At 36.1% G+C, this 20,040-nt stretch carries 22 protein-coding genes and 2 tRNA genes; all 24 read right to left on the minus strand.

The annotated features are described in order from the left end of the window. Nucleotides 1–18: 18 nt before the first annotated feature. The 24 genes from ACSG5Z_RS28850 to rnmV all read right to left on the minus strand — a co-directional run bounded on the left by ACSG5Z_RS28850 (nucleotide 19) and on the right by rnmV (nucleotide 19,887). Nucleotides 19–90: transfer RNA gene (locus ACSG5Z_RS28850), tRNA-Glu, on the minus strand. A 13-nt stretch (nucleotides 91–103) separates the two neighbouring features. After that, nucleotides 104–177: transfer RNA gene (locus tag ACSG5Z_RS28855), tRNA-Met, on the minus strand. A 160-nt stretch (nucleotides 178–337) separates the two neighbouring features. Then, the gene (locus ACSG5Z_RS28860) at nucleotides 338–826 is read right to left on the minus strand and encodes a S1 domain-containing RNA-binding protein (RefSeq protein WP_000021454.1); all 489 of its coding nucleotides are present in this window, start codon (nucleotides 824–826) and stop codon (nucleotides 338–340) included. An 87-nt stretch (nucleotides 827–913) separates the two neighbouring features. After that, a complete protein-coding gene (divIC, locus tag ACSG5Z_RS28865) occupies nucleotides 914–1,273 on the minus strand; it encodes a cell division protein DivIC (protein ID WP_001208737.1) in 360 nt (119 codons plus the stop codon). Further along, the gene (yabQ, locus tag ACSG5Z_RS28870) at nucleotides 1,270–1,923 is read right to left on the minus strand and encodes a spore cortex biosynthesis protein YabQ (protein WP_000059764.1); all 654 of its coding nucleotides are present in this window, start codon (nucleotides 1,921–1,923) and stop codon (nucleotides 1,270–1,272) included. Before yabQ ends, divIC begins: the two co-directional genes overlap by 4 nt. Beyond that, a complete protein-coding gene (gene yabP, locus ACSG5Z_RS28875; RefSeq protein ID WP_087983741.1) occupies nucleotides 1,920–2,228 on the minus strand; it encodes a sporulation protein YabP in 309 nt (102 codons plus the stop codon). The genes yabQ and yabP overlap by 4 nt, the downstream gene beginning before the upstream one ends. 58 nt (nucleotides 2,229–2,286) lie before the next feature. Then, the gene (locus tag ACSG5Z_RS28880) at nucleotides 2,287–2,562 is read right to left on the minus strand and encodes an RNA-binding S4 domain-containing protein (RefSeq protein ID WP_001234876.1); all 276 of its coding nucleotides are present in this window, start codon (nucleotides 2,560–2,562) and stop codon (nucleotides 2,287–2,289) included. A 14-nt stretch (nucleotides 2,563–2,576) separates the two neighbouring features. Further along, a complete protein-coding gene (gene yabN / locus ACSG5Z_RS28885; protein WP_429789687.1) occupies nucleotides 2,577–4,037 on the minus strand; it encodes a bifunctional methyltransferase/pyrophosphohydrolase YabN in 1,461 nt (486 codons plus the stop codon). Nucleotides 4,038–4,049: 12 nt separating this feature from the next. After that, nucleotides 4,050–5,651, minus strand: a complete 1,602-nt coding sequence (locus ACSG5Z_RS28890) for a putative polysaccharide biosynthesis protein (RefSeq protein WP_435712682.1) — start codon at nucleotides 5,649–5,651, stop codon at nucleotides 4,050–4,052. 232 nt (nucleotides 5,652–5,883) lie between these two features. Continuing rightward, nucleotides 5,884–6,420 (minus strand): stage V sporulation protein T, encoded by a 537-nt coding sequence (spoVT, locus tag ACSG5Z_RS28895; protein WP_000648313.1) that lies wholly within the window; start codon nucleotides 6,418–6,420, stop codon nucleotides 5,884–5,886. 136 nt (nucleotides 6,421–6,556) lie between these two features. Then, nucleotides 6,557–10,087, minus strand: a complete 3,531-nt coding sequence (gene mfd / locus ACSG5Z_RS28900) for a transcription-repair coupling factor (RefSeq protein ID WP_000579706.1) — start codon at nucleotides 10,085–10,087, stop codon at nucleotides 6,557–6,559. 105 nt (nucleotides 10,088–10,192) lie between these two features. Next, nucleotides 10,193–10,417, minus strand: a complete 225-nt coding sequence (locus ACSG5Z_RS28905) for an anti-sigma-F factor Fin family protein (protein ID WP_000399441.1) — start codon at nucleotides 10,415–10,417, stop codon at nucleotides 10,193–10,195. 70 nt (nucleotides 10,418–10,487) lie between these two features. Beyond that, on the minus strand, nucleotides 10,488–11,048 hold the full coding sequence (pth, locus tag ACSG5Z_RS28910) for an aminoacyl-tRNA hydrolase (RefSeq protein ID WP_080377450.1): 561 nt from the start codon (nucleotides 11,046–11,048) through the stop codon (nucleotides 10,488–10,490). 72 nt (nucleotides 11,049–11,120) lie between these two features. Continuing rightward, nucleotides 11,121–12,074 carry a ribose-phosphate diphosphokinase gene (locus ACSG5Z_RS28915; protein ID WP_000107420.1) on the minus strand — a complete coding sequence of 318 codons (954 nt, stop codon included), beginning with the start codon at nucleotides 12,072–12,074 and terminating at the stop codon, nucleotides 11,121–11,123. 18 nt (nucleotides 12,075–12,092) lie between these two features. Continuing rightward, complete coding sequence (gene glmU / locus ACSG5Z_RS28920) at nucleotides 12,093–13,472, minus strand: bifunctional UDP-N-acetylglucosamine diphosphorylase/glucosamine-1-phosphate N-acetyltransferase GlmU (RefSeq protein ID WP_000071045.1); 1,380 nt, start codon at nucleotides 13,470–13,472, stop codon at nucleotides 12,093–12,095. 324 nt (nucleotides 13,473–13,796) lie between these two features. Continuing rightward, nucleotides 13,797–14,090 carry a septation regulator SpoVG gene (gene spoVG, locus ACSG5Z_RS28925; RefSeq protein WP_000454042.1) on the minus strand — a complete coding sequence of 98 codons (294 nt, stop codon included), beginning with the start codon at nucleotides 14,088–14,090 and terminating at the stop codon, nucleotides 13,797–13,799. A 152-nt stretch (nucleotides 14,091–14,242) separates the two neighbouring features. Next, on the minus strand, nucleotides 14,243–14,617 hold the full coding sequence (locus ACSG5Z_RS28930) for a RidA family protein (protein WP_000869826.1): 375 nt from the start codon (nucleotides 14,615–14,617) through the stop codon (nucleotides 14,243–14,245). Between the two features lie 124 nt (nucleotides 14,618–14,741). Continuing rightward, complete coding sequence (gene purR / locus ACSG5Z_RS28935; RefSeq protein WP_000702481.1) at nucleotides 14,742–15,590, minus strand: pur operon repressor; 849 nt, start codon at nucleotides 15,588–15,590, stop codon at nucleotides 14,742–14,744. 54 nt (nucleotides 15,591–15,644) lie between these two features. Then, nucleotides 15,645–16,514 (minus strand): 4-(cytidine 5'-diphospho)-2-C-methyl-D-erythritol kinase, encoded by an 870-nt coding sequence (gene ispE / locus ACSG5Z_RS28940; RefSeq protein ID WP_000772096.1) that lies wholly within the window; start codon nucleotides 16,512–16,514, stop codon nucleotides 15,645–15,647. Nucleotides 16,515–16,710: 196 nt separating this feature from the next. Beyond that, nucleotides 16,711–16,890 carry an acid-soluble spore protein SspF gene (sspF, locus tag ACSG5Z_RS28945; RefSeq protein ID WP_001985066.1) on the minus strand — a complete coding sequence of 60 codons (180 nt, stop codon included), beginning with the start codon at nucleotides 16,888–16,890 and terminating at the stop codon, nucleotides 16,711–16,713. Nucleotides 16,891–16,981: 91 nt separating this feature from the next. Further along, nucleotides 16,982–17,242: a biofilm formation stimulator Veg gene (gene veg, locus ACSG5Z_RS28950; RefSeq protein WP_000044349.1), complete on the minus strand. Its 261-nt coding sequence runs from the start codon at nucleotides 17,240–17,242 to the stop codon at nucleotides 16,982–16,984. Nucleotides 17,243–17,480: 238 nt separating this feature from the next. Continuing rightward, nucleotides 17,481–18,344 carry a sporulation peptidase YabG gene (gene yabG, locus ACSG5Z_RS28955; RefSeq protein WP_001173738.1) on the minus strand — a complete coding sequence of 288 codons (864 nt, stop codon included), beginning with the start codon at nucleotides 18,342–18,344 and terminating at the stop codon, nucleotides 17,481–17,483. 110 nt (nucleotides 18,345–18,454) lie between these two features. Then, nucleotides 18,455–19,333 (minus strand): 16S rRNA (adenine(1518)-N(6)/adenine(1519)-N(6))-dimethyltransferase RsmA, encoded by an 879-nt coding sequence (gene rsmA, locus ACSG5Z_RS28960; protein WP_000651555.1) that lies wholly within the window; start codon nucleotides 19,331–19,333, stop codon nucleotides 18,455–18,457. After that, complete coding sequence (rnmV, locus tag ACSG5Z_RS28965) at nucleotides 19,330–19,887, minus strand: ribonuclease M5 (protein WP_000692830.1); 558 nt, start codon at nucleotides 19,885–19,887, stop codon at nucleotides 19,330–19,332. The genes rsmA and rnmV overlap by 4 nt, the downstream gene beginning before the upstream one ends. Between the last annotated feature and the right edge of the window lie 153 nt (nucleotides 19,888–20,040).

Here is a 20,040-nt window from a genome sequence, read left to right on the forward strand (position 1 = left end):
TGCATGATCTTTTTAGGATGACCCGTACGGGATTCGAACCCGTGTTACCGCCGTGAAAGGGCGGTGTCTTAACCACTTGACCAACGGGCCGTTAAATTAAATATAGCGGCGGAGGGGATCGAACCCCCGACCTCACGGGTATGAACCGTACGCTCTAGCCAGCTGAGCTACACCGCCATGTCGTCTTATTTAACGGACAATTAGTATCTTACCTCAGATATATTTTAAAGTCAACACATCTTGAAAACTTTTTTAAAAATATATTTTCACATATAAAAAAGCACCCCGAGCAATCGCCCTGGGTACCTCTCTATATGCTAAGAATTAAACGTTCTTATTATCCGCGACGTGCGCCACGGCCACCACGTTTAGATTCTGTGTTACGCTTTAAAGAAGTTAAACGATCTTCACTGTCCTTTAAGAAACGTGCCATCTTTTGCTCGAATGTTTCTTTTGGAGCTCGTTCGTTACCGCCGCCACGGTTATCTCTGTTGAAAGAACGATTACGTTGTGGACGTCCAGAACGTTGTTGATCGCCACCGCCACCGCGTTGGTATTCACCACGTGGACGATCTCCTTCTGTTTTTTCACGCTCTTTCGCTTTTTTAATAGATAGACCGATCTTACCATCTTTTTCAACGTTAATAACTTTTACTTCTACTTGGTCGCCCACTTTTAAGTGATCGTTAATATCTTTCACATAATTATCAGCAACTTCACTAATATGAACAAGACCCGTTAAGCCTTCTGGCAGCTCCACAAAAGCCCCAAAATTTGTAATACCTGTTACTTTACCCTGTAACTTGCTGCCTACCTCGATTGACATAAAAAAAATGCTCCTCCTTAGTGGTTAAAAAGTCAAATTTTACTTTATTATATATAATCCTAAAATATAGTGTCAATAAGACATACTCTACTTAGAAACAGGAAAAATTATCTCCCCTTTTCCAGAGAAGAAATAATCCCTTCTAGCAATCTTTAATACGTACTCTTCATCATTCAACTTTTGAACTTCGTCTTTTAGACTCTTTTCTTTATTCGTTAATGAATCCAGTTCTTTTTTCATGTCCTTAACTTTTGCTTCTTTTGCTCTAATGGAACTGTTTTGTTGATAAAACGTTACACTAATACTCGCAATAATTGTAAAAGCAAAGACAAGAAAAACCGCTAAACGGCGATAAAGTCGCTTCCTGTTCTCATCCGTTTGTATTATATGCTCTTTAACAGGATTTGGACTCTGTTTTTCGATTGTTCTTTGTCTCAGTTCCCTCATTTCCGAGGTCCCCCTAACTTCTTTTTTATACGCCCCCATAATTGGAAGATGTGTCCCTTCAATTTTGCTATATATTGCAGGAACCCTACATGTTTCATTATAAAAAGTTTAACACGATTAGGGAGAAGTTTCCATATGAGCGAAGCAATAAATCGAACAGGCCAGAAAAAAACTTTCCATATGAAAAGTAATATCCAAATCACCATTTTCCATAACACATGTCCAATTGAAAGCAGTATACGAAATAAGAATAATATAAATGCAATAAATAGCTGCGCTATAATAATAACAGGTTTTATCATGAGTAGCTTTATAATTTGAACAAAAAAGTGTGTTGTTTGCATAAAAATATAGATGAGAAAATTTAACAGTCTCATGTATATTGCTTTCAATAAGCTTTGATATGCCGCAAAACCACATAATAATGCCAAAAATACATATATACGTAGTTCAGCTTCATTTACAAGAAGCAGTACATAAAAAACGAATAATGCTTGGACAATCCAAAATAGTATATCATGAATAAATACAAGCCAACGTTTACGTTCTTGCCGCTTTAAAAATCGTTGGTATGTATCTAAAGACGCTCCAATCCAAGCACCCATTCCGATCATTGAGAGCATCGTATACAACTGAATTGTTAGGCTCATTTAAACAACTTACTAAAGAATCCTTTAGTTTTCTCCCCTTGATTCTCATCAATATACAGCATCTCATGAACTTTCCCTTTAATCGATACAACACCTTTTTCTACATCTAAATTTTTCATTTGCAAATTTTGACCACGAATTGTTAAAAAACCCATTACGGTCTCAAGTAAAAACTCCTCGCTATCAAAACTCTCTACCTGCTTTACACCGGTAATATCAATTACACGCCTGCCACGCATAATAACATCATGCTCTACCGAAACATTTTGTTGATTAGAAGACATAGGTGAGTAACCATTATCCACGTAAATCCCCCCATAGATTTATACTAGCTAATAGTAATGTATGAAGGGATAATTGATTTTAGAACAAGCCTTCTTCAGCCTTTACTTTTTCTTCGCGAACTAAACTATACATATTTGCTGCATCTTCTTTTTTAGTCGTTTCTTTCAATTCGTTTATTTTTACAGTTACTATTTTTTGACCAAAACGAATTGTTAATTCATCAGCTACTTTTACATCTGAACTCGCTTTTGCCACTTGACCATTAATTGATATTCTTCCTTGATCAGCTACTTCTTTCGCTAATGTTCTTCTTTTAATTAAACGTGATACTTTCAAAAACTTATCTAGACGCATATCAAATCCCCCTATTAACGCTCTGTTTGTTTTGCCTCTTCCCATAAAACGTCTAACTGCTCTAATGATAAATCTTGCATCTCTTTATTCATTTCAGCTACCTTTGCTTCCATGTATAAGAAACGACCGACGAATTTCTCATTCGTTGAACGTAACGCCTCTTCGGGATCTATTTTATAATGACGAGCTATATTCACAAACGCAAATAGTAAATCGCCAAATTCACCTAACATTTTCGCCTCATCCATATTTGTAACTTCTTGTTGGAACTCTTGCCATTCTTCTAAGGCTTTCTCTATCACCGGTTGTACATCAACCCAATCGAAACCAACTTTACCAGCTTTTTTCTGGATTTCATAGGCGCGTAGTAACTGTGGCAAACTTTTTGGAACCCCATTTAAAACAGATTCTTTCACGAATCCTTTTTCTTGTTTTTTAATTTCTTCCCAATTGGTAATTACTTCATCGGCATTATTTACATCCGTATTCCCAAATACATGCGGGTGGCGGCGAACCATTTTCTCAGATAAAGTTCGAATAATATCATCTATAGAGAACCAACCTTCATCCTCCCCGATTTGAGCATGCAACATAACTTGTAATAATATATCACCCAGTTCTTCTACTAAGTGATCATCATCCTCTTCATCAATTGCTTCCAACACTTCATAAGCTTCCTCAATTAAATACTTCTTTAAAGATTGATGTGTTTGCTTTTTATCCCACGGACAACCATTCGGTCCACGAAGGTCTGCAATAATTTCTCTAAGCACATCAAACTGTTGATACAAGGACGCACGTTCTTTAACTGGTGGTACATATACACTCGTTAAATTATTCAACTCTGTTTCATGATCTAACATGTACAACGGCACCTTTTTAACTTGTTCAAATGAAGTCCCTGCAGCTGTTACGATATACACTTCATAATCATCTGATAGCATCTCCATTAATGTTAATTTCACATCAGATGCAACGAATGCGTCATATACTTGGCAAAAGATTAAATGTTGACGTAATTCTAATTGTCCTCTTTCAAATGATGTGGCGTCAATTAATTGGAATCCTTCAATCGGATCAATCTTTAGACTCGCAAACATAGGATCAAGGAAACTTTGTCCACCTTCAATGCGCACTTCAACATTCGCTACTTCACCTTTTTCCAACAGTAGCTGAACCGTTCTTTCCGCTACAAGCGGATGCCCTGGCACGGCATAGATGATTTCTGTGCCTTCAGCTTGTTCTAACAATGTATTGGCGATTGTTTCATATACAATTTCAAATGTATCATGCGCTTCATATACACTGTCAAAGGCTGTATATTGTATACCTTCTTTCTCCAACTCTTCTATAACGGGATGTTCCTTCGTTCTAACAAACATGTGATCTGCTTCTTTTATTTTTCGATATACACCCATCGTTAACTGATCTAACTCACCAGCACCTAATCCTAAAATAGTAATGATTCCACTCACAACCTGCCACCTCTATCCACTCTTCTTCAATGAACCTTCTTTTTTCTCTTTTTTCATAACGGTTCCTATTTCCGCTTTTGTAAATACACGTAATTTTAAAATTAAAAACACATATGTTAATCCACCGATAGCTACACCTAACAATGCCTCAAGTGTTGCAATTCCTCTATGCCTCGTATCAATTACTAATCCAGACATTTGCATCAAACGTATAAATATTATTAATACAAACCCCATACCGATACCACTAATAACTACACCTAACATATTACGCTTATCGATAAGCGATTCGGATACAGCTTGCATAAGTAATGCACTATTTAGCACAGAAATTACAATTAACGCAACTAGTGTTGCAATTGCAGCTCCCTTCACACCAAAATACGGCATTAATGTATAATTTAAAGCTAACTTTAAACAACCCCCAAATATAACGAATATTGCTGGTTTTAATGTTTGTCCTAACCCTTGCAAAATAGAAGCAGTTGTAATCGACAATGAACTAAATAAAATAGATAAAGATAAAATGGATAAAACATCTGACCCATCACTATTTTCAAACAACATAATATTCGTAGGCTGAATAATACAAGTTAATCCAATGGCAGCTGCAAATCCAATAACAAATGTTATTTTCATTGCTAACTTTACCTTTTCTCGAATAAAGGAAAGATCTCCTCTTTCCTTCGCCGCTGTAATAATTGGAATAAGTGACAATGAGAAAGAAGTTGTCACGACAGTACCTAATTGCATAAGCGGGATACTTCTGTCGTAAACACCTTTTAATACCTTTGCACTTTCAGCTTGCTCTCCTGCCCCAATAAGTAAGGAATAGAAGGAAATGGAATCAGCCATTTGTATAAAAATAAGTACTAAGTTACTAACACAAATCGCCAATCCCTGCCAAAACAGAATTTTAATGATCCTCTTTTTTCCCTTAATTCTCTTTACCCTCTTGAAAAATATAGAACGAAAGTCATGACGCATATAAAGTACAAGTACGATAATCCCAATTAGTCCGCCTGCGATTGAACCTAACATAGCACCTGCACCGACTGTATATAAATCAAATCCGCGAGCAATTAGGAATAGAGATAAAAATACAATAATAGAAACACGAATTGTTTGTTCTATCACTTGCGAAACAGCTGTTGGCATCATATTATTGAACCCCTGAAAATATCCTCTTGCTACAGATAAAAACGGCATCAATATGAATGAAAATGAAATAACACGTAATAACTTATCTAAGTGTATATCACCCATGGCTGCTGCAATTGTTTCGGCACCAAAAAACAATGTAAAAAAGCCTACGAAACCAATTCCTAATAAAAACCAAAAAGATACACAGATAATTTCTTCTGCTTCTTGTTGTTTCCCTCGCTCTAATCGTTCCGCAACCATTTTTGAAATTATAATGGGGAACCCATAAGTAGCTAAAATTAAACAAAATCCATAAAACGGATAAATTTGTTGGTAAATATAAAAACCAATATCACCCGCTATATTTTGATATGGAATACGGTAAAAAGCGCTTAATACCTTTGTAACAAAACTTGCGATTGTTAATATAATAGCCCCACGCCAAAAGGCTTGATACTTCTTCGATTCCATACAAGAAAACTCCTTTTTCTATTCTCACCCCTCGTATTATATCATAAAGAAAAGGACAAGCTTCCTTGCCTACACGAGTAATAATACGTTCGTGCAACGCTAGAAATGTTCAACGAAAAAAGGTAGCAAAGCGCTACCTTCATTCAATATACATATATCTCCAAATATTTGATTTCTCAAAAAGAAATATCATAATTAGGAAAGATTGCTACTTCTAAAATTCGATATAGCCTTACTGCTCCATTTGTTTCGCTAAAAAGCTTGCAGCTGTATTTACTGACTTATGCTCTACTTCACTTATAATATCCTCTTTAGAGAAGATAACAACAGCTCCAATTGGATCCCCATTCGCAACAATCGGGCCAATTGTATAGGAACTCACTTTTTCTGTTACTCCATCAATAATTGAAATTTCGCTTTCATCTGTCATAATTACAGACTTACGCTCTTCCATTGTCTTCTCAATTAAATCGCCAACACTTTTATTTAAGTATTCTTTTTTAGATACGCCTGCTACTGCGATAATAGAATCACGATCGCATACAAGCACATTATGTCCTAAACTATCGTATAAAGCTTCCGTATATTCCTTTGCAAAATTACCTAGTTCACTAATTGGAGAATATTTTTTCAAAATCACTTCTCCATCGCGATCAACAAATATTTCTAGTGGGTCTCCTTCTCGAATACGTAAAGTTCTACGAATTTCCTTCGGGATTACTACCCTACCTAAATCATCAATTCGACGTACGATTCCAGTTGCTTTCATTCTAATGCTGCCTCACTTTCTACTGATGATCAAAGTGGTGAATTTACCTGTTCATGTAAAAATCACCAACTGTTAGACATAGTATTTTACACATTAGTTCTTCTATGCACGCCGAATTGTATTTTTTTATCTTATATTAGGCATTTATGACTTCTTTTTTTACATCTGGTAGGCCTTTTAATAAATTTTCAGCAATTGTTAACCACTTCGATGTCTCTAAACCATTTGTTTTCATAACGATTTTCAATTGCGATCCTTCCATTCCTAGACCAATCATACGTCCAAAACTATTTCCAAGCATGAATAATTTTCCGCCATCAATATTTTGACTTGCTTGTTCTGAGAACAGAATTGTCACTTCAAATTTATTTTGCTTAATTAACTCGATTTGTTCTTTCATTGCCAATACTTTAATATTTGCAATTTGCAATAAGTAACCAACCTCTTGCGGGTAATCACCAAATCTATCTATCATCTCTTCCTGCAACTCTTCAATATCCTCAATTGCAGAAACACCTCTAAACTGTTTATACATCATAATCTTTTGTTTACTATCTGAAATATAAGCATCTGGTAAATATGCATCTACTTCTAAATCAATTTCAACATTAACTGTATTTTCAACCCCATCTGTTCCTCTACGCTGTTCAATTGCATCTTTTAACATTTGAGAATATAGATCAAATCCGACAGAATCAATAAATCCATGCTGTTCGGCTCCTAACAAGTTACCTGCACCACGAATGGATAAGTCTCTCATCGCAATTTTGAAACCTGACCCAAGCTCTGTGAACTCTTTAATGGCTTGCAGACGCTTCTCTGCAACTTCTGATAACACTTTATCTCGTTTGTATGCAAAGTATGCATATGCAACACGATTAGAACGTCCAACACGACCACGAAGCTGATACAGCTGCGATAATCCCATACGATCTGCATCAAATACAATTAACGTATTTACATTCGGAATATCTACACCCGTCTCAATAATTGTTGTACTTACAAGAACATCATGCTGCCCTTCTAAAAACGATAGCATAACAGACTCTAATTCACCTTCGTTCATTTTCCCATGTGCATACGTTACACGCGCGTCTGGAACTAACATCGAAATTTCATCTGCTTTTCTTTCGATATCCTCCACACGATTATATAGGAAGTAAATTTGCCCACCTCTTGCAAGCTCTCGTTCTATCGCTTCTCGCATTAACGCTGGATTATACTCTACTACATACGTTTGGACTGGGAAACGATTTTCTGGTGGTGTCTCAATAACAGATAAGTCACGCACACCAAGCATAGACATATGGAGTGTACGCGGAATCGGAGTTGCCGTTAATGTTAACACGTCAACATTTGCTTTTAATTGTTTAATTTTTTCTTTATGCGTTACACCAAACCTTTGTTCTTCATCAATAATAAGAAGACCTAAATCTTTATAAGTAACGTCTTTAGATAAAATACGATGCGTTCCGATTACGATATCTACCGTACCATCTTTTAAGCCTTTAATTGTTTCATTTTGCTGTTTTCTCGTACGGAATCTACTTAATAATCCTATATTGATTGGATAATCTTGAAAACGCTCTCGAATTGTTTCATAGTGTTGTTGTGCAAGGATCGTTGTCGGCACTAAAATTGCAACTTGTTTTTCATCCATAATTGCCTTAAATGCCGCACGGATAGCTACTTCCGTCTTTCCATATCCTACATCACCACAAAGAAGCCTATCCATCGGACGTCCACGTTCCATATCTTTCTTAATCTCGTCAATAGAACGTAATTGATCCTCTGTCTCTTGATATGGGAAAGAAGATTCAAATTCTTGTTGTTCTGCCGTATCTGGTGTATATGCATAACCTTTTGAAGCTTCGCGCTCAGCATATAGTTTAATTAGGTCATCCGCAATGTCTTGTACAGATTTTTCAACTTTCGTTTTGACCTTTTTCCAATCATTTCCGCCCAATTTATAAACTTTAGGATCCTTACCTTCAGATCCTACATATTTCTGCACTTGGTCAATTTGTTCAATTGGAACGTATAACTTATCATTACCTTGATATTTAATATTCAAGTAATCTTTATGAACACCATTAATCTCTAGTGTCTCGATACCTAAGAATTTACCTATACCATGATTTACATGAACTACATAATCTCCAACTTTTAATTCCGAATAACTTTTAATACGTTCAGCATTAGATAACTTCTGCTTACGTTGTGATTTTTTAACTTTTTTATGAAAAAGCTCTTTTTCAGTAATAACAACAAGCTTTTGCATCGGCATTTCAAATCCTGCATGTAAATCACCTACAGCAATTTGCAACCTTCCAGGCAATAATATATCTGTGCCCTCTACGATATCTGCCTCAATATCATAATCACTTAAAATATGTTGTAGTTTTTTTACACGTTCATCATCTGTGCCGAGCACAACAGTCGTAAAATGCCCTTCGTTCCATCTATCAATTTCAGTTTTCAACAACTGCATCTGCCCATGGAAATCTTGCATTGTTTTACATGTCACATTCACAATATTTTGCGGATGTGTATGTGCTATATGACGTAAGAATAACGTTAAATATACAAAACTTCTTTTTTTATGATGAAGAAATTCCTCAAACGAGTGTGAGAAAGATAAATCTTGAATAATTGTTCCCTCACCAAGAAGTGATATATACCATTCCGCCTCTTCCGTTTCAAGATGTGATGCCGTTTCTTGAATACGAGAAATCTCATCCAAAACCACAATACCATCTTCAGGTAAATAATCTATCAGACTAGCAGGTTCTTTATAGAAAATAGATAAATATTTAAACATCTGTTCTATACTTTGCCCGTTTTTTAACATCTCAATTTCATGACTTACCGTTTCAAGCACTGTAGTCTTCAATTTATCATCGGAAAGTTTTTGCATCGTCTTAGTCAAGCCTTCCTCAAGATGCTCAATTCCCGACTTCAATTCTTCCTGTGAAAATAAAAACTCTGTTGCTGGACCAAATCTAACACTTTCTTTTTTATCTTGAGAGCGCTGTTCATCCACATCAAATAATCGAATAGAATCAACTTCTGTATCGAAAAATTCAATACGAAATGGTAACTCTTCAGTTAATGGGTAAATATCTAATATTCCCCCGCGCAAACTGAATTCCCCAGGAGCTTCTACCATCGACTTACGCTCATAACCAATATGATGTAAAGTATGCAAGAATGTATCTAAATCAATCTCTTGCCCTAGATTGATTTCGATTTGCCTTTGCTTCCACAACTCTTTCATTGGTAAAAATCTGCGTAGTCCTGCAACTGGCGCTACAATAATCCCGTTCTCTCCTGCCGCTAAACGATTCAATACTTCAATACGTTGCGCCTTCAATTCTGGGCTTGCAACACCAATTTCTGATGCTATCAATTCATTTACTGGGTATAACCACACATCTTTTTCACCAAGTAACGCCACTAAATCTTCATGCACTTTTTGTGCTTGATATAAATTATGCGTCACAATAAGTTGTGATTTTTTTGTTTTTTTATATAAGGCCGCCATTAATAACGAACGAGAAGAGGTTGCCATACCTGATACAAGTTGTTCTTTTAAACCATCTTCTAGTCCATTAATAACCGATTGGATCTCTTCATTTTTATAAAATTGCTCTAATAAACCTATCATTTTCAAAACCCCTCTCAACATAAAGAGCAAGCCACTATATTTTATGCAAATATTTTGGAAAAAGAAAACAGAAAAATGCTTTGGACATGCCAAAGCGACAACATTTTATTGCAGAAATTTTTCATATTCATAATACTCAGGATAAGATGCGAGCGTTTCTTGACACGATTCACAAATCGTTTTTATATATATATTTCCATTCTCATGAAAATGAATCATCTCTACTACTTCTTGCTCTGTTAGTTGAAATAAAACGTCGCTATACACTTTTTCTGCAGTAACGGAGCCTACATTACTCCCGCAATGTCTGCAATAATAATACCCTTCCATACTAGCCTCCTAAAAATCCAATTACTACTAGTATGGGTAAAAACAAGACAAAATATTCCCAATCATACCCTTAACTATTGAAGGTATTCATGATTTGAAGAAAAGGTTTATTTAACCATTCTTCACATGCATCCGCTGCTTTTTCAATAGAATGACTCACATCAGGAATTTCTTCCGATGTAAAACGTCCTAATACGTAATCTACTACCTTCATGCCATTTTTCGGACGATCAATTCCCATGCGGATACGTTGAAACTCTTGTGTTCCTAAATGTGAAATTGTTGATTTCACACCATTATGTCCACCAGCACTACCTTTCATACGAAGGCGTAATTTACCTACAGGGATGTCTAAATCATCGTACAGAACAACGAAGTCCTCAACATCAATTTTATAGTAATCCATGAGTGGTCGAATACTTTCCCCAGATAAATTCATATATGTAAGTGGCTTTAATAAGATTACTTTTTCTCCATTAACAAATCCTGCACCAAATACTCCTTTAAATTTTTGTTCATTCAAAGAAATATTCCAACGCTTTGCAAGTTCATCAATCGCCATAAATCCAATATTATGCCTTGTTAATTCATATTCTCTACCTGGGTTCCCAAGTCCTACTATCAATTTCATTCTTGTACCACTACTTTCTTTTTTCGATACGAAAAGACGTAACCAATCTTGGTTACGTCTCATTCTATCCAATTAATTGAATAATACACTTACAGATTCTTCTTCGTATACACGAATGATTGCTTCTCCGATTAGTGGAGCAACTGAAAGTTCATGTACTTTGTCGATTTTCTTCTCTTCTGGTAATACGATAGAGTTCGTTACAACTAACTCTTTAATATTTGAGTTTTGGATACGCTCAATTGCTGGACCAGATAATACTGGGTGTGTACAGCAAGCATATACTTCAGAAGCACCGTTCTCAACAAGAGCGTTTGCTGCTAATGTAATTGTACCAGCTGTATCAATGATGTCATCAATTAAAATTGCTGTTTTACCTTCAATATTACCGATAATGTTCATTACCTCTGATACGTTCGGACGAGGACGACGCTTATCAATAATAGCGATTGGTGCTTTTAGGCGATCTGCCATTTTTCTAGCACGAGTTACCCCACCGTGGTCTGGTGACACGATTACGATATCTTTAAGACCTTTTGTTTCAAAGTAATCTGAAAGAATCGGTACACCCATTAAGTGGTCGATTGGGATATCAAAGAACCCTTGAATTTGTGGAGCATGTAAATCTAGAGTGATTACACGAGTTGCACCTGCTGTTTCAAGCAAGTTTGCTACAAGTTTCGATGTAATTGGTTCACGAGAACGCGCTTTACGGTCTTGACGCGCATAACCATAGTAAGGAATAACAATATTAATTGTTTTTGCAGATGCACGTTTTAATGCATCGATCATAATAAGTAATTCCATGATATGTTCGTTTACTGGGAAGCTTGTAGATTGAATAATGAATACATCGCAACCACGGATACTTTCTTCAATGTTAATTTGAACTTCTCCATCACTAAAACGATCAACAGAACATTTTCCTAGTCCTACTCCAATGTGCTTTGCAATTTGCTCAGCAAGTTCCTTATTAGAGTTTAAAGAGAATACTTTCAAATTAGAATTTAGATATTGAGTCGACATCTAGATTAACCCTCCACATTATGATTTTTTCTTATTCAGCAATTGATCAACATAGTCTTCTTTGTTAACTTGACGTGCACGTGCTACAGATAATGCTTTTGATGGAACATTCTCTGTAATTGTAGAGCCTGCTGCCACATAAGCACCATCTTCAACTGTTACAGGAGCGACAAGGTTTGAATTACATCCAATAAATACCCCGTTACCAATCACAGTTTTGAATTTATTCTTACCGTCATAGTTCACCGTAATTGAACCACAACCAAGATTCACGTCTTCTCCAACTTGTGCATCCCCGATATAACTTAAGTGTGAAGCTTTACTTCTATTACCAAAAACAGTTTTTTTGATTTCCACGAAGTTTCCAACGCGTACTTCATCTCCAATAACTGAATCTGGGCGAATATGTGCAAATGGACCAACCGATACTTCTGTACCAAGTTTACTATCATGTACAGTAGATTGTCGAATTGTCGTACGATCTCCAATTTCACTATCGCGAATTACTGTGTGCGGTCCAATTTCACAATCAGAACCAATTACAGTATTCCCCTCAATAATTGTTCCTGGATGAAGAACTGTATCACTACCGATAATTGCATCAGCAGAAATATACGTGTTACTTGGATCAATAATTGTAACACCATTTACCATGTTTTTACGGTTGATACGGTTTTTCATAATAATTTCCGCTTGCGATAGAGCGACTCTGTCGTTAACACCTAACGTTTCATCGAAGTGCTCTGTTTGATAAGCCGATACGATATGACCTTCATTTTTTAAAATCTCAATAACATCTGGCAGGTAATATTCACCTTGTACGTTATCATTTGAAACTTTAGAAAGTGAGGCGAATAAAGCTTTATTATCAAAACAATACGTACCTGTATTGATTTCTTTAATAGCTAATTCTTTCTCATTTGCATCCTTATGCTCAACAATCTTTTCAACATGACCATTCTCATTACGAACGATACGACCATATCCAGCAGGTTCTTCTATGTAAGCTGTTAGCACCGTTGCCATTGCCCCTGCTTCTTTATGTTGCTGAAGCAATGCTTCCATCGTTTCAGCAGTTATTAGCGGCGTATCACCACAAATAACTAAAGTTGTTCCTTCTTCATTTGCAAGTACACTTGCAGCTTGATCTACAGCATGTGCTGTACCAAGTTGTTCTGCTTGTAATGCAAACTCACTTACGTTTCCTAGCTGTTCTTGTACCATTTCAGCACCATGTCCTACGACTGTTACAAGTTTCTGCAATCCTAATTGCGTTACTTGATCGACAACATGTTGTACCATAGGTTTTCCACATACAGGATGAAGCACTTTGTATAGCTTAGACTTCATACGTGTGCCTTTGCCTGCAGCTAGAATCACTGCAAATCTGTTTGACATATAGACCCTCCATCGCAACCTATTTATCCATTAACGATATTATCCTAAATCATCATATATTTCAAGAAACACATTTTAACTATTAAATTTTACCATAATTCTTATACGATGTTTTACTCTTTAGTATCTTTTTTAAGAAATAAGCTATACTATTTAAAATGATTTTGAAAAAATTAGAAGTTTTCCTCTTCACTTTAATAAATTCAGAATTTTCCGTACAAAAATAGATAAAACCACACAAAAAAAACAAACTCCTGTAAATGCTTACAGGAGTTTGTTGCAAAATTATAGGGATTTCTTTAAAAAGCCCTTTTCATTCGAATTTTACGAAGCACCCGCTTCTTCAAACTCAACCTCTTCTAACTCGCCTAAACGATGATACTCTGTTAAAACCGCATCTTGAATTTTAGAGCGTGTATTAGAATTAATTGGATGTGCAATGTCACGGAATTCTCCATCTGGAGTACGTTTACTTGGCATTGCTACAAATAATCCATTATTACCATCAATTACACGAATATCATGAACAACAAATTCATGGTCTAGAGTAATAGAGGCAATTGCTCTCATGCGGCCTTCTGTGTTTACGCGGCGTAATCTTACGTCAGTCACTTCCATCTTGTGTTCACCACCCTTTTCTAAATAAGCGATATATTTGTATAAATTCCACAAAATTTCTATTTTCCCTTTAATTTTTTAAAAATTTTTAAGATAAAAATTTTTAATGTAATTGAATATAGAGATTAGTGGAGGTTATCGCTTACAAAAGATTACTTAACTAGGGCAATTACTTCGATTTCAATTGAAACATCTTTCGGTAATTTTGCTACTTGTACACAAGAACGAGCTGGCTTATGAGTAGAGAAATAAGAGCCGTATACTTCATTAACAGCATTAAAATCATCCATATCTTTTAAGAATACTGTTGTTTTTACTACTGTATCAAATGAAGCACCTGCTTCTTCTAATACCGCTTGTAAATTTTGAAATACTTGCTCTGTTTGTACTGTCACGTCTCCTGCTACAAGCTCTCCACTTGCAGTTAACGGAATTTGTCCTGAACTGTAAAACATATTATTTACAATAATCCCTTGTGAATATGGTCCAATTGCTTGTGGTGCATTGCTTGTTTGAACAACTTTCATATTTTTTCACCCTTTTATTATTTATTTTTACTCTTTAAAAATAGTGCACGAAAAGCAGTTTGTCCATCTATTTTGTAATTTATAAATAGAATAAAAAAAAGATAAAGCGATCTGCTTTACCTTTTTACTCAGCCTCTACAAGCCCTTCATCAAATGGTGCCAGTGAATAATTTCCCTTTTCCACTTGAATCGCTTTTTCTTTCACATCAACTTCTGATAGACGAATTAATGATACAAAATTATTAATTAGTCGTTCTTCAATATCCGTGGATTCTACTAATACACCAATACCAACAACATTAGCCTTAAACTCTTCTAACATACTCATCATACCTTGAATTGTCCCGCCAGCTTTCATGAAGTCATCAATAATTAAAACATTTGATCCCTCTGGAAGGCTACGCTTTGCTAACGTCATTGTTTGAATTCGCTTAGAAGAACCTGATACATAGTTAATACTAACAGTTGGGCCTTCTGTTACCTTATTATCTTTCCTTGCAATTACTACCGGTACATCTAAGTAATTTGCCACCGCATAAGCAAGTGGAATCCCCTTCGTTGCCACCGTCATAACCGCATCAATTGGTTGCCTAGCAAAAACAGAAGCAAACAAACGACCTGCGCCATTAATATGGCGAGGATTACTTAAAAGATCTGTCATATATAAGTAACCACCAGGCAAAATACGATCTGGATTTTCAAATAAGCTACAAAGCTCACCAATAATTAGATCTGCCTCTTCCTCACTTATATATGGTATATATTTCACTCCTCCTGCTGCTCCTGGTACCGTTTGCAATGTGCCGACCCCTTGTTGTTCAAACGTTTGCTTAATAATAACTAAATCTTCACTAATGGAAGACTTAGCTGATTGATACCTTTCAGCAAAAAAAGTGAGAGAAACTAGCTGACGAGGGTTTTGTAACAAGTAATACGTCATATCGACTAATCTTGTACTTCGTCTAATTTTCATACTCTCACCTCAAATCACGAATATTCTAAACAAATCATAACGTATTATACGTCTTTATTCAAGCGTTTCTCGCTCTCCTAATAAACGTACTGCGTATACTTGTTCACAAAATCCTTTTAATCCGTTATATATACGATGCATTCGCGAATCATGGTGCACAAGACCAAATACGGTTGGGCCACTTCCACTCATTAATACGGCATCCGCACCAAATCGCTTCATCTGTGCCTTAATACGTGCAACTTCAGGATGCATCGCAAACGTTACATCTTCTAAAACATTACCAACAGTATCACAAATCCCTTTGTAGTCCCCAGCATTTATGACGTTAACCATTTTATCTACATTTGGATGTGTAACTCGATTTAACTTTAAATTTCCATACACATCAGCAGTAGATACACCAATATGGGGTTTTGCCAAAATAACCCAACAAGAAGGTGGAGTTTTTATGTGCTCAATTTGCTCTCCTCTTCCAGTGGCAATTGCTGTCCCACCATATACACAAAACGATACATCTGATCCGATTTTTGCGCCAAGCTCTGCTAACTGATCAATTGTAAGCCCTAAATTCCATAATTTATTAAGGCCACGTAATGTCGCTGCTGCATCACTACTTCCACCTGCTAATCCAGCTGCTACTGGAATCGTTTTTTCAATAGTAATAGATACGCCTTTTTTCACATTAAACTTCTCTTTTAATAATTTCGCTGCTTGATAAGCTAAGTTTCTTTGGTCGTCTGGGACATACCGATTATGGGATAAAATTTCAATACGGTCTTCTGCTAATTCCATTAGTTCTAAACGATCCGCTAAATCAATTGTTGTCATAATCATTTTCACTTCATGATATCCGTCTTGTCTTTTTCCCAGTACATCTAACGACAGATTAATCTTTGCTGGTGCTTTCACTAGTAGCTTCAATCTATTCACCCACTCTATGTACTCAATCTTTTATCGTTTATTTTACCATAAATTTATAGTAAGACGATGACACTTCCCTAATTATAACGAAAAGCATTCAGAATGAAACTACTTATGTAAAATGATGGCACCTTTTCGAGTACAAAAAGCCGAGGAATCACTCCTCGGCTACCGTAGCATAGAAAGTATCTTACAACTACTGGTTTTGTTTCATTAATTGCTGTTCTGCAATTTCTATAGCACGTTTCACCATGTTACCAGCATCTTTCGCACGAATTCCGCCCCAGCCTTCTTTCTGAACAACATCATAAAAGCCTAGCTCTTTTGCAAGCTCTTCTTTAAATTGATTTGACATGACACCTCTTCGTCTACTCAATGCAGAGTCCCTCCTTATTTTGCTACGGTATAATTAGTATGCAAAATAATATAGCTTTTCATTTGTGGGAATATATGTAACGATACATGAATTATAAAATCACTTCATTATGAGGTTCACCATAAAACGTTAACTCTACTGTCTCTGTTAAAACATCCGCATAGCTATATGATACACGTTGCAACGCATCTTCTTGCTGATCCAATTGTACAACAAAAACAGAACGGTACGTTTCTGCAAGTACACCTGATTGTTCTACTGTTTTTCTTCTCCCACTATTTGCCTTTAACATCAGTCTCTGTCCAAGATGGTGATCTAATTCGCTTTTAATTTCATCTAAACGTTTTGACATATACTTCGTTACACCTCGCTGTAATTTAGATTGAACACTTAAAACACGATATATCTATCCCAATTATTAACCGCAACTCACAGACAATATCATTATAAAAGCATCATGCGTTCAAATAGATAGAAGAAATACTATATTGTAAAAGTATCATTATGTAGTCTGCGCGTTCTTGTCTCTTTTTATCCAAGCTGATTTAAATCCTTCCCATACAAAAAAGCAAGATACATATGTACCTTGCTTATTCTTCATAATGTTGAAAGGGTAATCCAGTTCGTAAAATCCCCCTCGTCTCAATCCCGCCAAGTCCCTTTTCGCCGGTAATCGTATTACGTACAACATCCCATACATTTACTCTTTCCATAAATGACGTAAAACTAATTTTACCAACCACATATACAGGATCTAGTGCGTGAATATTAATTCTAGATGGTGAACTAGCAAAGTTAGCACCCGCTCGAATTAATGCTTCAAAGTGTGATTGGCATGCCCCAGCAAAAATAACGAGTTGATCCAATGATGGATATTTTTTTCTCACTTCTCGAACAGCCTGTACAAAATGCCTTGAATGTCTATATGCTGCTAAATCTCCCTTTACCCCTTTTGATTTTGTATATGCATCGTGCCCCGTAATAACTAAAATGTCTGGACGAAAATGATCTATTAAATCTACTACCTTTTCATGCATCTCTGTTTCTTTACAATGAATACCTTGTACAGGAACACCAATTTTATTATATAAGTCTAAGCACTTGCGCAAATATAACGGGTCCCCATCTATATGCAATACACGTCCTGGCATTTGAAAATAATTCACCTCACTTGTATATCCACCCGTTGAAGTGTGTTCATGCCTTTGTTTCATTAATACATAATCTTGTTGAAACAAACGATACGTACGCTCCATCGTTTCTTTCTCACGCTTCGCTCTTTTTTTATGCTCTCGTTGATCTATACTAATTAAATCTTCAAGTGGCGCATCTGCCACCAGTCTAATTTCCTCTCCAAATAATATAGCTATCTCGCCTTTTATTTCTATAATACGAAAAAGGATATCCCTATTATGAGAATATCGTTCCACTAATTCTCCAACATGTAAAGCCATTCTCCTACCTCCAAACTCGTTAGGCCATCTTACCTGTTTTTAAAGTATGAATGTAGGAGAGGAAAGGTGACAAAAGGGACAGTTCAAGTTGAACTGTCCCTTTTCTATTCTTATGACAATTTATGAAGAACTAATGCATTACTTAATGTTGCAAACTCCTCGATAGATAGCGTTTCGCCTCTTCGTTTTGGATCAATTCCCACTTCTGTTAAAATTCGATCCAACAGCTCTTTATCTTTCGGGAAACCATTTAAATTATTTGATAAATTATTCATTAAAGTTTTACGACGCTGTGCAAAACTTGCTCGTACTACTTCAAAGAAGAATGTCTCATCTGTTACTTCTACAACTGGTTTCGGGCGCTTTAGGAGACGAATAATCGCAGAATCAACATTTGGTTGTGGCACAAACACTGTACGTGGTACAGTCATAACTGTTTCCACCTCTGTATAATACTGAATAGCAATGGATAAAGAACCATACTCTTTCGTTCCAGGTTTAGCAGCTAAACGATCTCCAACTTCTTTTTGCATCATAACAACAAATCCACGAACCGGTAATTTCTCTTCCAACAATTTAAATAAAATTGGCGTTGTAATATAGTACGGTAAGTTCGCTACTACCATTACATCTTGCCCTTCCTCAAATTGCTCACTAAACACCTCATGTACATCTGCCTTTAGTACGTCTTTATTTATAACTGTAACGTTGCTATATGGAGCTAACGTCTCATCTAAAATCGGTAATAACCTCTGATCAATTTCAAAAGCTACTACTTTTTTAGCACGCTTCGCTAATTGTTCTGTTAACGCACCGATACCTGGTCCAATTTCAATTGCACCACTTTCTGAACCAATTTCAGCGTGATCGACAATACGATTTAATACATTCGTATCAATTAAAAAATTTTGTCCTAAACTTTTTTTGAATGAAAATCCATACTTTTCAACAATGTCTTTCGTACGATTTGGCGTTGCGATATCCTTCATTTTCTTTCCTCCTGTATGACTTGCTTATAAGCTTCTGCAAAAGATTCTTTTGAAACTTGAAACATTTGTAAACGTTTATGTAACTGTTTTGCGTTTGTATAACCAATCTTTAATAGCTTACCCATTCTTTCTCTGCGACTCTTTGCCATTTCTCCGCCCACTAAGCCTGCATCGACTAAATCGCTCCAACTAATTTCACTTGTGTAAGCTTCCATTTCTTCATGTATATTCTCTAAAGCACGGCGAATTGATTCATTAGAAGCATGTTCAATCCCGACACCCTTTTTCCTTTTGGCAAGTGCTTCTTCCTTCGGTAAAAAAGCATGTTTACATCCAGGCACCTTATCAGAAATAATTTTTCGAATACGCTCTCCAGGATAATCCGGATCTGTGAAAATAATAACGCCCCGTTTTTGCAGCGCTAATTTAACTTGCTCAATAACATGATCACCGATTGCTGAACCGTTCGTTTCAATTGTATCCGCATCAACAGCACGCTTAATCGCAACTGTATCATCTTTACCTTCTACAACGATAATCTCTTTAATTTTCATGCTTGCCTCCACACTCGTTTCGTCTCTACTTAGTAAAACAAAAAAATGACGACTTTTCCATTATTATTTTCCCCATTCTTACATTTTAAAAAATAGAATGTCCAAAACTTTGTTCTCTCTCCTTATTGTAACACTTCCTCATTCGCCCTTATT

It is taken from the genome of Bacillus pretiosus (assembly GCF_051294775.1).
Classification (GTDB): domain Bacteria; phylum Bacillota; class Bacilli; order Bacillales; family Bacillaceae_G; genus Bacillus_A; species Bacillus_A wiedmannii.